Consider the following 13225-nt stretch of genomic DNA (forward strand, 5'->3'; position numbering starts at 1 on the left):
ATAGAGGCGTTCTACGGTACAAATGTGGATAAAAATTCGAAGGAAATGTTTCATAGATGCGTTCTACGGTACAAATGTGGATAAAAATTCGAAGGAAATGTCTCATAGAAGGGCTCTACGGTACAAATTCAGTTAAATATTCGAAAGAAATGTCTCATAGAAGGGCTCTACGGAACAAATCCAGTTAAAAATTCGAAAGAAATGTCTCATAGAAGGGTTCTACGGAACAAATCCAGATAAAAATTCGAAAGAAATGTCTCATAGGAGGGTTCTACGGAACAAATCCAGTTAAAAATTCGAAAGAAATGTCTCATAGGAGGGCTCTACGGTACAAATTCAGTTAAAAATTCGAAAGAAATGTCTCATAGAAGGGTTCTACGGAACAAATCCAGTTAAAAATTCGAAAGAAATGTCTCATAGAGGCGTTCTACGGTACAAATGTGGATAAAAATTCGAAGGAAATGTTTCATAGATGCGTTCTACGGTACAAATGTGGATAAAAATTCGAAGGAAATGTCTCATAGAAGGGCTCTACGGTACAAATTCAGTTAAATATTCGAAAGAAATGTCTCATAGAAGGGCTCTACGGTACAAATTCAGTTAAATATTCGAAAGAAATGTCTCATAGAAGGGCTCTACGGAACAAATCCAGTTAAAAATTCGAAAGAAATGTCTCATAGAAGGGTTCTACGGAACAAATCCAGATAAAAATTCGAAAGAAATGTCTCATAGGAGGGTTCTACGGAACAAATCCAGTTAAAAATTCGAAAGAAATGTCTCATAGGAGGGCTCTACGGTACAAATTCAGTTAAAAATTCGAAAGAAATGTCTCATAGAAGGGTTCTACGGAACAAATCCAGTTAAAAATTCGAAAGAAATGTCTCATAGAAGGGTTCTACGGAACAAATCCAGATAAAAATTCGAAAGAAATGTCTCATAGGAGGGTTCTACGGAACAAATCCAGATAAAAATTCGAAAGAAATGTCTCATAGGAGGGTTCTACGGAACAAATCCAAAGAAATTTCAAAAGAACTGTCACATAGATTCGCTCCACAGGACAAATCAAGATAATCTTTCGAATGCTGCCCTTTAATAGCTGCTCTATAGCACAATAAATACGAAATACTTAATAACCCCTGTAAAAAGCAAAGATAAATCCATTCTTAATAGTAAAATATGGTTCACTTAAGATTAAGTTAAGACTCCAATTGTAGTATAGAGATATAAATAAGCAAACACATAAAGGAGTCGTTACGATGAGTGCGGTTATAGAGATAAAAAATATCAAAAAAAGCTACGGAAATGTGAAGGCAGTCGATGACATTTCATTACAAGTAAAGCGTGGAGAGGTGCTTGGAATAATTGGGGCAAATGGCGCGGGTAAATCGACTACATTAGAAATCATGATGGGTCTACGTAAACCAGATGAAGGGACCGTTACAGTACTAGGCATGGATATCGCAAAAGAATCGGAGCAAATCAAACAAAAAATTGGCATTCAGCTCCAGCAAACAGCACTTTATGATCGTATTAAAGTAAAAGAAGCACTAGAGTTATTTAGTTCTTATTATGAGAAAAAGAGAGACATAAATGAAATTATTGAAGTACTGGGGCTAAGACCGTATCTTAACAAATTCGTGAAAAATCTATCAGGCGGTTGGCAACAACGTACATCTCTTGCACTTGCATTAATCAATGATCCAGACATTATTTTCTTAGACGAACCAACAACAGGATTAGATCCCCAAGCAAGACTTGAACTTTGGGGTTGCATAAATCGCTATCGAAAAGAAGGAAAAACAATTATTCTTTCCACTCATTATATGGATGAAGCTCAAAAGCATTGCGATCGCATTGCGATCATTAAAAAAGGAAAACTTATTTCTGTTGATGAGCCAAAGCGTTTAATTAGTACTTTAGAAAATGACGGTGCGACGTTAGAAGACGTTTATTTACAATATGCGGTAGGAAACTAAAGGAGGAAAACTATAATGCAATCAATTTTAACTCATACAAAAATGGAAATGAAATTATTCTTTAGAGAAACCCTTGCTTTATTATTTACATTTATCGTACCTGCTGTAAGTTTTGTCGTGTTTGCAATTATGTTTAAGGGAACTTCGTATAAAGGAGGATTAGATTATTTCCAGGCTTATATCCCGAGCATGATTGCCATTATTATTTTCACAACAGCTTTTTTCTCGATGGGACTTCAAGTTGTCATTGATAGGGAGAAGGGAGTATACAAACGACTGAAAGGTACTCCACTTAATCAACGCGCAATTTTTACTGCAACGATTATTAAAGGTTTCTTTGCGATTTATATAGGTGCAATTGAGATTCTCCTTATTGCAAAATTCGGTTTTTCAACAGATTTAACAGGCCATGCTTTACAGTTTTTCCTGGCGTTAACTTTTTGTTCCGTTACATTCTTTTCAATTGGATTTATCGTATCGAGTTTGGCTAAAAGAATGAATACTGCTTTAGGGATTGCATTAATTGCTATGTATCCTATGATGTTTCTATCAGGAGCAACTATTCCAATTGAGGCATTTCCGGAAATTTTACAAAACGTATCACATATCGTTCCTTTGACATATGTTGTTAATGTTTTAAGAGATGGCTGGAACGGTACATTATTTACTACTGATGCATTAGTCGATATAGCAATATTGGTAGGAATATTAATCATTTCCACAATCATAAGCATGAGATACTTTAAGTGGACGGATTAATACCCTAGTAAAAAGTAAATAAAAAAAGTGATCAGCACTGTTACTTGGCTTGATCACTTTTAAATTTATTTATTCTGCTTCGCTACCAGAAATCTCACTTGTTTTAACGTTCAAGCCAACATCTACCTTATCGCCTTCAACAGTTTCAACAAGGAACTTTTTGCCCTCTAATTCGCCTTTATCTACAGAGGCGTATCTTCTTGCAACTTCTTTATCAGTTTTAGTGTCATCTTGTTTAAGACTTACAACAATTTTAACTATGTCATCATCTATTTTTTGTAAAGCTTTGAAGTCCATACTATGATCGATATACTTAGGGTCATTTACTTGAACAAGTAATAAGTCCTTTGTTTCCCAGTCAACTGTGCTTTCATATCCAGAAGGAATTGTTTCTGATGTGTAAACCCAAATGCCACCTGTTGGTTGACGGTCTGGGCTTCCCCAGAACCAGTTTATATTTTGGAATGTAATCTCTGGATAAACGGGAGATGTTTCAACAGCTTCGATTAAATCAGAGTCATCATATGATTCTTCGTCATTTTCTTTGGAGCTTTCTTTGTTCTCTTTGTTGGATTCTTGATCGTTATCTTTTTCTTGTTCTGATGTAACCTCTGATTGCTTGTCATTTTGTGCTTCAGTTTCATTAGATGCACTGCATCCCACTAATAATAACATCAGAAGAAAGGCATAAAATAACGATGGTAAAAACTTAATTTTCAAAATAAAACCCTCCTAAATAATTGATGGTTCCAAGTGCCTTCGAACCAAAAAACGCTCCACCTTATCATAACTGTTCCATTCAATAGTAATAAATTGGTTAAAGGCATCAATTTTATTGAAAAAGTTATAGTGATAAATAACTAAACTTTTAAGGTGTTCACTCAAAAAAGCTATTGCTTATGAAATAAAACAATTAAGACACAATGGTACAATTGCACTGTTGAAAACATCTAGAGGAATTCCAAATTTTTCAAATGTTTTCAGAAAACTATTGCTTAGGATGAAAAAAAGCAATTATACTTAGGGAGATATTATTTAAAGAAGGAATGAGTAAATGGAAATCATAAAAGTAAGAGATTATGAAGAATTGAGCCAAAAAGCCTCTTCATACATCTTAAGTAAAGTAAAACAAATTGAATCTCCAGTATTAGGACTTGCAACTGGTTCAACACCAGAAGGATTATATAGTCAACTAGTGGATGAATATAAAAAGGGCAATATTTCATATAAAAACGTAACGACTTTCAATTTAGATGAATATACAAATATCGATTCAACTGATCCAAACAGTTATCATTTCTTTATGAATAAACATTTATTAGGTCATATTGATATACCTAAAACGCAGATCAATCTTCCAAATGGTAGTGTGCAAGATTTGGAGGCTGAGTGCCTTGAATATGATGAAAAAATTACTCGTGCAGGTAAAATTGATCTTCAAATATTAGGAATTGGTGTAAATGGACATATCGGATTTAATGAGCCAGGCACACCTTTTACGAGTAGAACGCATATTGTGACATTGGATGAATCTACACGTGAAGCGAACTCAAGATTTTTCTCTTCCATTGATGAAGTGCCAACGCATGCAATCACAATGGGGATTGGAACAATTATGGAGAGTAAGGAGATTTTATTGCTTGTATCAGGAGAGCAAAAAGCAGACACGTTAAATCGTTTGCTAAATGGTGAAGTAAGTGAAGATTTCCCTGCTTCAATTTTACACAATCACAGTAAAGTAACAGTTATTGCAGATGCTGCTGCTTGTAGTAAATTAGCTGAGTAAAATTAAAATAGAAAGCAAGCCAACTATTCATTTTGATGTGTAGTTGGCTTATTATTTTTGTGGACAGCGGTGGATAGATTAGGAAATACATAGCTGTAAACTCTTTGCTTAATAATGTTAAACCTTGTACGATAAAACTAACTAACCGAACGTGAAAATAGGTGATCACATGTTACCAGAAATAAAGCTCTCTGTCAGAAATCTAGTTGAATATGTATTTAGTAGTGGAAGTATTGATAATAAATTTCGAACAGCAACTACGATGACCGAAGGAACGAAAGCCCATAAAGCAATTCAAAGTACATATGAAGAAACAGATCAAAAAGAAGTTTTTCTAAAGACAGAAATCCGACATGAAGATATGAATTTTGTTATTGAAGGTCGTTGTGATGGGTTGCTTTTTCGAGGTGATGAAATCATTATCGACGAAATCAAGTCTACTTCAAGAGAACTAGCGAGTATCGAGGAGGATTCTATCCCAGTACACTGGGCTCAAGCGAAAGTGTATGCCTATATTTATGCTAATGATACAAACAGAGATTGTATGAGTGTTCAATTAACTTACATACACATAGTAACCGATGAACAAAAGAAGTTTCAAAAACGGTTTACATTTCATGAGCTTGAGCAATTTGTTCTTGAGTTAGTAAAAGGTTTTTATCCCTATGCACAATTAATGTACAAGCATAAAATACGTAGAGACAAGAGCATATCAGATTTACCATTTCCTTTTGAAACTTTCAGACAGGGGCAACGAAAGTTTGCAGGTGCAATTTATAAAACAATAACAGAAGAATCTAATCTTTTTGCAAATGCACCTACTGGAATAGGGAAAACAATTTCAAGCATTTATCCGACCATAAAAGCCCTTGGAGAAGGAAAGCTTGAACGAATGTTTTATTTAACTGCGAAAACAATTACGAGGCAAAACGCTGAGGAAGCTTTTTCGGAATTGAAGAATAAAGGATTAGTTTTTAGTGCAGTTACCATTACAGCAAAAGATAAAGTGTGCTTTAAAGAAAACACCCTCTGTCAAAAAGACTACTGTGAGTTTGCAAATGGTTACTACGACCGAATAAATGATGCAGTATTAGACATATTCTCCCATGAAACATTTATTAGCCGAGCAACAATTGAAGATTATGCGAGGAAGCATACGCTTTGCCCATTTGAATTTTCCTTAGATTTAGCTTTTGTAGCAGATGCAATAATATGTGACTATAATTATATTTTCGATCCGAAAGTATCTTTGAAACGCTTTTTTGATGAGCATAAAAGAAACTCAGTTTTATTAATCGACGAAGCGCATAATTTAGTGGACCGTGCTAGGGAAATGTATTCTGCGGAATTAACAAAAAAGCCTTTCCTTACATTGAAACGTGACTATAAAGGCTCTCAATTGTCCGTTTCTTCAAATAAAGTAAATAAATATTTTATTGAAATAAAGAAAAAATGTACAGAAGACGGACAGCTAGTTTTGAAAGAGTTGCAAGAGGATTTAGTTGAGCTGATAGATGAATTCGTAAAGTGCGCGGAAATAGAATTGCTGCAACCAGCAAAATTAGACGACCAACAATTGTTGTTAGATACCTATTATGCCGCAACTGCTTTTGTCCGAACATCAAAGATTTATGACGAACGATTCGTAACTTATGTAGAAGCTGATAATCAAGAGGTTCTACTTAAAATGTTTTGCCTAGATCCATCCTACCAATTACAGCAGATTCGAAAAAGGTTTCGCGCAACTATTTATTTTTCTGCTACACTATTGCCATTCCAGTACTTCATGGATATGCTTGGAGATTCAAAAGAGGATTATACACTAGCAATTCCTTCACCCTTTGCAAGGGAACAAACAGAAGTATTCATTCAACCAATATCTACACGATATAGAGCTAGAGAACATTCAAAAAAACAAATACTCGATATGCTTGCTAGGCTAGTAAATTCACGACAAGGAAACTACCTAATTTTCTTTCCATCCTATCAGTATATGAAAAGTGTGTATGAGGAATTTAGAACAGCTTTTCCAGATATCAAGACTATCATTCAAAATAACAGCATGGACGAGTTAGAACGAGAACAATTTTTAGAAGAATTTAAGGAAGATAACATTACTACATTAATAGGATTTGCCGTATTAGGTGGCATCTTCTCGGAAGGTGTGGACTTAAAAGGAAACAGATTAAACGGTGTAGTCGTTGTCGGGGTAGGCTTACCGCAACTATGTCTAGAACGGAATATTATAAAGGATTACTTTCATTCAACAGGGAAAAACGGATACGATTATGCATACACCTTCCCAGGGATGAACAAGGTACTTCAAGCAGGTGGCAGATTAATACGGTCTGAGACGGATACTGGTGTTATTGTTCTGGTAGATGATCGATTCCTAACACCAAAATATCAAAACCTTTTACCTGTGGAGTGGAAGGATTTTGAGATAGTTCAAAATTAAAAAAGGGAATGAGGTGCAATAAACCTCATTCCCTTTTTGGATCTTTGTTATTGCAGTTTCCCTCTTGCTAATACTGGAACAGTCTCCACTACCTCATCACCAGAAACGAGGTACGCAACGTCATATAGGTTACAAACTGGACAGATGTGGTTTGGAATAACTTCTACTTTATCGCCAATCTTTACTTCATTTCTAAACTTTTCATTGTAAATAATCGCATGCTCATCATACATTTGACTAATATGCACTTGATCGTAATGTTTCAATGTACCAACACCTGTTGTAGCACAAATTCCTTCACTACGGGACTGCATTGTTAGCCCCTTGGCACCAACATCTGTAATAACACGCTCGGAAGTAGGTTTACTAATTACAGTAGTTAGTACTGTCGCAGCACAGCGGTCGTATGTTCCAATAGCATTGCCTTGGGATACGTCCATAAGGATATAAGTACCTACACGTAACTCAGTAACGCCCGCCATTACGTCAAAACCAAACATGAAGGGAGGGGTAGACCCAATACTAACAGTTTCTAACTTACATCCTAAATCTTCTGCTAAACGTGCAAAATGAAGTGTGCGAGTTTGCGCGTAATTATAAAGTTCTCGGCAATGCTCAACGTCTTTTGCTTTGTACGTATTACCATCATGGGAGAAGATTCCTTTTAGGTTCACATGAGAGCAATTCAAAATGTATTTCACTAATTCGATATAATCATGTTCTTCGATAACACCCGAACGATTTTCACCAACTTCAATCTCAATTAGCACTTGTGCAGGTTTGTCGCTATCACTAAATACTTTTTCAATTACTTCGATTTGTTCAATATTGTCAACACCAAATGAAATATCAATCGTTTCAGCTAATTTCTTAATACGATTAAGTTTTATTTCTCCAACAACTTGGTTCGCAATGAAAATATCATTAAGCCCATTTTCAGCCATTACTTCTGCCTCGCCAACTTTTGCTACTGTAATTCCTTTGGCGCCAGCTTCGACTTGTAGCTTAGCAAGTGCAGGCATTTTATGTGTTTTCGTATGTGGACGTAGAGCTACATTATGTTTATCCGCAAAGGATTGCATAAATTGAATGTTATCCATCATAATATCTCGATTGATTATTAAACTTGGTGTATCTAAATCTTTCACTTTCATTTTCAATTTCTCCTTCATTAAATTAATCTATAAAAGGTCTAATAGATAAATCTATTAGTTACTCTTAATTCCTGCACCACAAAGTGGCAAAACTACTTTTTGATCTATTAATTCAGGGTATTTAGCTACATATTTTGAATATGCTGCGTAATTCACAGCAGAAGTGATTTCGACATAAAATCCTTTTAGTGCTAGTTCTTTTCTAGCTTGCATTGTTTCTTCATCGGTGATTGTAATAATGTCGCCATTTGTTTCGCGGACTGCTTTCAAAATTTCTGATCCTCTAGCAGGTGCTGCAATAGCAATACCTTCTGCTAAAGTGCCATTGTTTTCAACAGGCGATACTAAATTTTCTCCCTCTAAGAATGCTTTTTGAATTGGTGCACATGCAGTAGCCTGTACAGCAAGAATCTTCGGCATTTTATCGATTTGGCCATTATCTAATAGTTCTTTAAATGCTATGTAAGCGCCAATTAGCAACGTTCCATTACCTACTGGAATGATAAATGCCTCAGGTAATTTGCCATCCATTTGCTCATAAATTTCATAGACATATGTTTTTGTACCTTCCCAGAAAAGTGGATTGAAAATATGACTCGCATAAAAGACTTGCGTATCTTCAACCATAGCGATAGCAGCATTTGCAACGTCTTCTCTCGTTCCAGGAATTTTGTGAATGACAGCACCATGAGCTTCAATTTGTTTTATTTTTTTATCAGAAGTTGAATCAGCTACGAAAATATCACATTGGATTCCTGCTCGCGCTCCAAAAGCAGCAATGGCCGAGCCGGCGTTTCCGCTACTATCAGCTACTACTCGATCAATCCCAAGTTTTTTTGCCATAGCAATAAGGACAGCAGCACCACGGTCTTTGAATGAAAGAGTCGGCATATAGTATTCTGCTTTGGCGTAGAGATTTTCAGCAAGTTTAATAAGTGGTGTATCTCCTTCGCCCATAGTCACTTCCTGCCAAACGTCTGCTTCCTCAAGCGGTAATGTATCGATATATTTCCAAAGTGAATGATTTTTTGAAATCGACGTTTTAGAAAAATCGACCGGTTTTTTATCGAATTCTAAATTTAAAAGCCCACCACAATCACATTTCCATTTATGACTTTCTAAAGGGAATGTTGATTTACATTCAACACATATATAGTTCATGACCATCATTCCTTTTCATCTTTGTAAGCAATTGCTTCAAGTTCAATTTCAAATCCAAAATGTAATTCTTTTGTTGGAACAATCGAACGAGCAGGTTTATGATCACCGAAATATTGTTTGTATACTTCATTAACTGTGTCCCAATGGGAAATGTCAGAGATAAATAGAGTGACTTTCATTATATTCTCTTTTGAAGTTCCAGCAGCTTCTAAAACGGTGTCTAGATTTTCTAATACTTGTTTTGTTTGTGAAACTATATCTCCTTGGCATTTTTCGCCAGTAAAAGGGTTAACAGGAAGCTGACCAGAGATAAATACGAAGTTACCTTTTTCAGTCGCTGGGGAGTAATGGCCACCATTTGGCTTTGCACCCTCAATTGTAATGAATTCCATCTAACATTTCTCCTTAATATATAATTTGTTCTATGACTTGTATAAAAAAATATATGCACACTTCAAAAAAATAGGACAGGTGAGAGGACCTATCCTTTATGATTTTTTTCCTTTATTTCGTCAATATAACTATATACTGTGACTTTTGAAATGTTCAACTTTTCGGCGACTCGGTCGATTGTGCCACGAATGAGAAAGACCCCTTTTTGTTCCATAAATCGGATCATTTCAATCTTTTCCTCTCTTCTTAGCAAATCGACTGGTTTGTTGCCAATCGTCTTATCAATTAAATCATTTGCAATTTCATTGATATGGTCCATTTCGTTCGTATTTTCAAAGGGTAAAGTAGATTCAGATAATTTGTTAGGTACATGGGGAACTAGGCTACTAAGCCAATTAATATTTTCTGTAATTTTTGTTGTATCAATATTAATGCACAATGCCCCTTTTACCTTTTTATCATGATCTCGAATAAGTACTGTGGAAGATTTAATCAAGCGACCATCATCTGTATGAAAATAATAATTTGCTGAATAATCATTTGTGAAATTTTGTGAAAGCAATACGTCAGTGATTAAATGATTAAAACTCTGACCAACTTGTCTTCCCGTTACATGATTGTTAATAGTGTACACGACTGAATTCTGAGGAATCGTCAAATCGTGAATAACAACCTCAACATCTGAACCAAATGTTTTGGCAATAACATCAGCGACAGGAATGTACTGTTGTACGTTAGAATCCATAGATTTTTCCTTTCAGATAAGAAAATTTTATATAATTAATTTAATTATATAAAAAATTATACGAAATACAAATAAATTTTTATATAGCAATTAAAAAGACTCTATTCATAAATGTTGGGACCTACTGCATAGTATGTTTTAAACAATAGAGATTTTGTACTGGCAATAGTTAATCATCACCATTTAGTTACAGAAGAAATTAATATAAAAATTTATACATTAGAATCACACACTTATTCATCGCATTTAACCAAATGTTGAAGGGAGTGAGTGGACGAATAAAAATTGTATTAAAAAATCGTTAATTATAGGAAGTTAGTGTTTCGAGATTTATTATCTTGTATTTCAATGCATTTTTGGATAGCGAACTTATAAATTTGTGTTCTATTTTTACTTTAGGATGTTATTTTAATAAAATTGGGGGTTAAAGATGAAGAAGATTGGCTTGCTCTCGCAGATTTTAATAGCATTTGTCATTGCCATTATTTTAGGTGCCATTATTGGACCTAATATTGAGGTTGTTAAACCACTTGGTGATCTATTTTTAAGACTTATTAAATTTATCATTGTTCCTTTAGTTCTTGCTTCTCTAGTAATTGGTATAGCTGGCGCAGGTGACTTAAAGCAGATTGGTAGAATGGGTGGTGTCTCATTTACTTATTATCTCGGAACTACTGCAATTGCTGTAGTCATTGGACTAGTGCTAGCAAACATATTTAGACCAGGTGACGGAGTAAATATGACACTTTCAGGGGAAGCGGCTGAGCCTACAGCAGCTCCAAATGTAGTTCAGACGTTATTAAATATTATCCCAACAAACCCCATTGAATCCCTTGTAACAGCGAATATGCTTCAAATTATCTTCTTTGCGCTTTTCCTAGGTATTGCAATTTCTATGATTGGTGATAAAGCGAAACCTGTATATAATTTCTTTGAAGGTTTAGCAGAAATTATGTACAAGATTACTGGAATTGTTATGAAAGTTGCACCAATTGGGGTATTCGGTCTAATTGCACCAATCGTAGGACAGTATGGAATTTCAGTACTTCTTCCTCTTATCAAATTAATCTTAGTCGTTTATGCAGGATGTATTCTCCACGCATTAATAGTTTATTCAGGTTCAGTTAAACTATTTGCAAACTACAATCCACTTAAATTTTTCAAAGGTATTGCACCTGCGAGTTTAGTAGCTTTTAGTACTTCAAGTAGTTCTGGAACATTACCGATTACGATGAAAAGTACTGAAGAAAATCTAGGTGTTTCTAAAAAGGTAAGTAGCTTTGTCCTACCATTGGGAGCAACCATTAATATGGATGGAACGGCATTATACCAAGGGGTATGTGTATTGTTTGTAGCCCAATTTATGGGGATTGAATTATCTATTATGCAACAATTGATTATCGTATTAACAGCTACACTTGCATCAATCGGTACAGCTGGTGTTCCTGGAGCTGGATTAATAATGTTATCAATGGTTATAACAGCAGTAGGTCTCCCTTTAGAAGCGATAGCATTAGTTGCTGGAGTAGATCGAATTCTAGACATGATACGTACATCTGTGAATGTTACTGGTGATGCTTCGGCTGCAATTGTTGTGCAGGCAATAGAAGATAAACGGGATCTAAAAGCTTCAAGTTAATGAAAGCGCTTAAAGAGCGAAGTATATGAAATGTTAAAAAGGTTGTTGAATTGGGATACCTAATTCAACAACCTTTTTTATATACTTGAGTTATCTGTTATTAGGGTAAAAATCATTATAAGATATTTGTCTAGTAAAATGACCAAATCTTATAGATAACTATCTCGTAAACTTTACACTGATGAAAGAACCTAAGAAAATATTTATTCTAGTTTTTTATAAAAAATTAATCTATTAGTCTAAGCGATATCTTAACAATCTCATATCTTATAGTAGTCAATTATGAGAGGGGGGATTGTTAATGGGTTATCGCAAATGTAATTGTGGCAAAAAGTACAATTGGGAAGACTTTATGTCAACAAATGAGGAAACAAGTAATGAGACTTCAATGGCAGATTTAATGGTAGAAATGGCTGCGATATTAAGGCCATGTCAAAGTACTTGTGCAAAAATTTGTAGTGATTTACCAGGTCCTTTAAGAGGGGCTTGTATTCGTGATTGTATAAATCGCTGTGTTAGATAATATATTCAAGAAACGGGATAGATTTTTTTCTATCCTGTTTATTTTTGCATCCTCTTATTCTCTGTATTAATAGTTTCATTTACATTAATAACACTACCACTATTAAATAAAACGTCCTATATCCGTATATTAGTAAATATGTAATGATTTTATATATCTATTAATTAGTGTGGAATAGTTTTTTATTACATGAATATAAATGAAGTAAACCTAGTAACATGAAAAGGAGTTTTTATAGAATGGTAGTGAGTCTTGAAGTAGGCGAGAATTTCTTAGTTGAGAAAACACCAGCCAATTTATTTAAGGGATTAGAGGCAGTAGGTGGTCATTTAACAATTACAGATAAAAGGTTAATCTTTAAAGCTCATAAGTTGAACATACAAGGTGGAACGACGGAAATTTTATTTAGTGATATTGCTTCTATTGATAAAGCAAGTACTTTGAAAATAATACCAAACCGAATGATCGTGAAAATGAAAGATGGTAAAGAATATAAATTTGTCGTGTATAAGAGGGATAAATTGGTACAACTCATCACGGATCAACTGCAGTAAAAAAATAATAATATATAAATGGGTTCGGTTTGAAATTAGCCCTTTTACAAACCGAACCCAATCTTTTTTCTAACAAT

General features: G+C 34.6%; 12 protein-coding genes. 7 read left to right on the forward strand and 5 right to left on the reverse strand.

The genetic code is table 11. The features are described 5' to 3' along the window. The first annotated feature begins 1256 nt into the window (after positions 1 to 1256). A complete protein-coding gene (locus tag CD29_RS02735) occupies positions 1257 to 1976 on the forward strand; it encodes an ABC transporter ATP-binding protein (protein ID WP_036182612.1) in 720 nt (239 codons plus the stop codon). A gap of 15 nt (positions 1977 to 1991) precedes the next feature. Then, positions 1992 to 2735, forward strand: coding sequence for an ABC transporter permease (locus CD29_RS02740; protein WP_036182614.1), 744 nt, complete (start codon positions 1992 to 1994; stop codon positions 2733 to 2735). Between the two features lie 69 nt (positions 2736 to 2804). Here the strand turns inward: CD29_RS02740 and CD29_RS02745 are convergent, their stop codons facing one another. Next, positions 2805 to 3455 carry a hypothetical protein gene (locus tag CD29_RS02745; protein WP_036182615.1) on the reverse strand — a complete coding sequence of 217 codons (651 nt, stop codon included), beginning with the start codon at positions 3453 to 3455 and terminating at the stop codon, positions 2805 to 2807. A 334-nt stretch (positions 3456 to 3789) separates the two neighbouring features. On the opposite strand from CD29_RS02745, the gene nagB reads away from it, so the two are divergent. Continuing rightward, positions 3790 to 4521 carry a glucosamine-6-phosphate deaminase gene (gene nagB / locus CD29_RS02750; RefSeq protein WP_036182616.1) on the forward strand — a complete coding sequence of 244 codons (732 nt, stop codon included), beginning with the start codon at positions 3790 to 3792 and terminating at the stop codon, positions 4519 to 4521. A 169-nt stretch (positions 4522 to 4690) separates the two neighbouring features. Beyond that, positions 4691 to 6979 carry an ATP-dependent DNA helicase gene (locus CD29_RS02755; RefSeq protein WP_036182617.1) on the forward strand — a complete coding sequence of 763 codons (2289 nt, stop codon included), beginning with the start codon at positions 4691 to 4693 and terminating at the stop codon, positions 6977 to 6979. A gap of 47 nt (positions 6980 to 7026) precedes the next feature. On the opposite strand, the gene CD29_RS02760 is transcribed toward CD29_RS02755, so the two are convergent. From CD29_RS02760 to CD29_RS02775, 4 genes are all read right to left on the reverse strand, one after another. Then, complete coding sequence (locus CD29_RS02760; protein ID WP_036182618.1) at positions 7027 to 8133, reverse strand: D-TA family PLP-dependent enzyme; 1107 nt, start codon at positions 8131 to 8133, stop codon at positions 7027 to 7029. Between the two features lie 54 nt (positions 8134 to 8187). Then, positions 8188 to 9300 carry a threonine synthase gene (locus CD29_RS02765; RefSeq protein ID WP_088322093.1) on the reverse strand — a complete coding sequence of 371 codons (1113 nt, stop codon included), beginning with the start codon at positions 9298 to 9300 and terminating at the stop codon, positions 8188 to 8190. Beyond that, a complete protein-coding gene (locus CD29_RS02770) occupies positions 9300 to 9686 on the reverse strand; it encodes a RidA family protein (protein ID WP_036182619.1) in 387 nt (128 codons plus the stop codon). The genes CD29_RS02765 and CD29_RS02770 overlap by 1 nt, the downstream gene beginning before the upstream one ends. A gap of 89 nt (positions 9687 to 9775) precedes the next feature. Next, entirely contained in the window at positions 9776 to 10432 is a 657-nt protein-coding gene (locus CD29_RS02775; protein WP_036182621.1) for a helix-turn-helix transcriptional regulator, read from the reverse strand. Between the two features lie 430 nt (positions 10433 to 10862). Between CD29_RS02775 and CD29_RS02780 the strand changes: the two genes are divergently transcribed. From CD29_RS02780 to CD29_RS02790, 3 genes are all read left to right on the forward strand, one after another. Continuing rightward, the gene (locus CD29_RS02780; protein ID WP_036182623.1) at positions 10863 to 12071 is read left to right on the forward strand and encodes a dicarboxylate/amino acid:cation symporter; all 1209 of its coding nucleotides are present in this window, start codon (positions 10863 to 10865) and stop codon (positions 12069 to 12071) included. A gap of 301 nt (positions 12072 to 12372) precedes the next feature. Next, positions 12373 to 12594: a hypothetical protein gene (locus CD29_RS02785; protein WP_036182625.1), complete on the forward strand. Its 222-nt coding sequence runs from the start codon at positions 12373 to 12375 to the stop codon at positions 12592 to 12594. A 239-nt stretch (positions 12595 to 12833) separates the two neighbouring features. Next, on the forward strand, positions 12834 to 13148 hold the full coding sequence (locus CD29_RS02790; protein ID WP_036182627.1) for a GRAM domain-containing protein: 315 nt from the start codon (positions 12834 to 12836) through the stop codon (positions 13146 to 13148). Positions 13149 to 13225 lie beyond the last annotated feature (77 nt).

The sequence above is a fragment of the Ureibacillus manganicus DSM 26584 genome, assembly GCF_000772945.1.
GTDB lineage: Bacteria > Bacillota > Bacilli > Bacillales_A > Planococcaceae > Ureibacillus > Ureibacillus manganicus.

Coding starts and splice junctions, on each gene's coding strand:
- CD29_RS02735 (WP_036182612.1), top strand. CDS start 1,257: ATGAGTGCGGTTATAGAGATAAAAAATATCAAAAAAAGCTACGGAAAT.
- CD29_RS02740 (WP_036182614.1), top strand. CDS start 1,992: ATGCAATCAATTTTAACTCATACAAAAATGGAAATGAAATTATTCTTT.
- nagB (WP_036182616.1), top strand. CDS start 3,790: ATGGAAATCATAAAAGTAAGAGATTATGAAGAATTGAGCCAAAAAGCC.
- CD29_RS02755 (WP_036182617.1), top strand. CDS start 4,691: ATGTTACCAGAAATAAAGCTCTCTGTCAGAAATCTAGTTGAATATGTA.
- CD29_RS02760 (WP_036182618.1), bottom strand. CDS start 8,133: ATGAAAGTGAAAGATTTAGATACACCAAGTTTAATAATCAATCGAGAT.
- CD29_RS02765 (WP_088322093.1), bottom strand. CDS start 9,300: ATGGTCATGAACTATATATGTGTTGAATGTAAATCAACATTCCCTTTA.
- CD29_RS02770 (WP_036182619.1), bottom strand. CDS start 9,686: ATGGAATTCATTACAATTGAGGGTGCAAAGCCAAATGGTGGCCATTAC.
- CD29_RS02775 (WP_036182621.1), bottom strand. CDS start 10,432: ATGGATTCTAACGTACAACAGTACATTCCTGTCGCTGATGTTATTGCC.
- CD29_RS02780 (WP_036182623.1), top strand. CDS start 10,863: ATGAAGAAGATTGGCTTGCTCTCGCAGATTTTAATAGCATTTGTCATT.
- CD29_RS02785 (WP_036182625.1), top strand. CDS start 12,373: ATGGGTTATCGCAAATGTAATTGTGGCAAAAAGTACAATTGGGAAGAC.
- CD29_RS02790 (WP_036182627.1), top strand. CDS start 12,834: ATGGTAGTGAGTCTTGAAGTAGGCGAGAATTTCTTAGTTGAGAAAACA.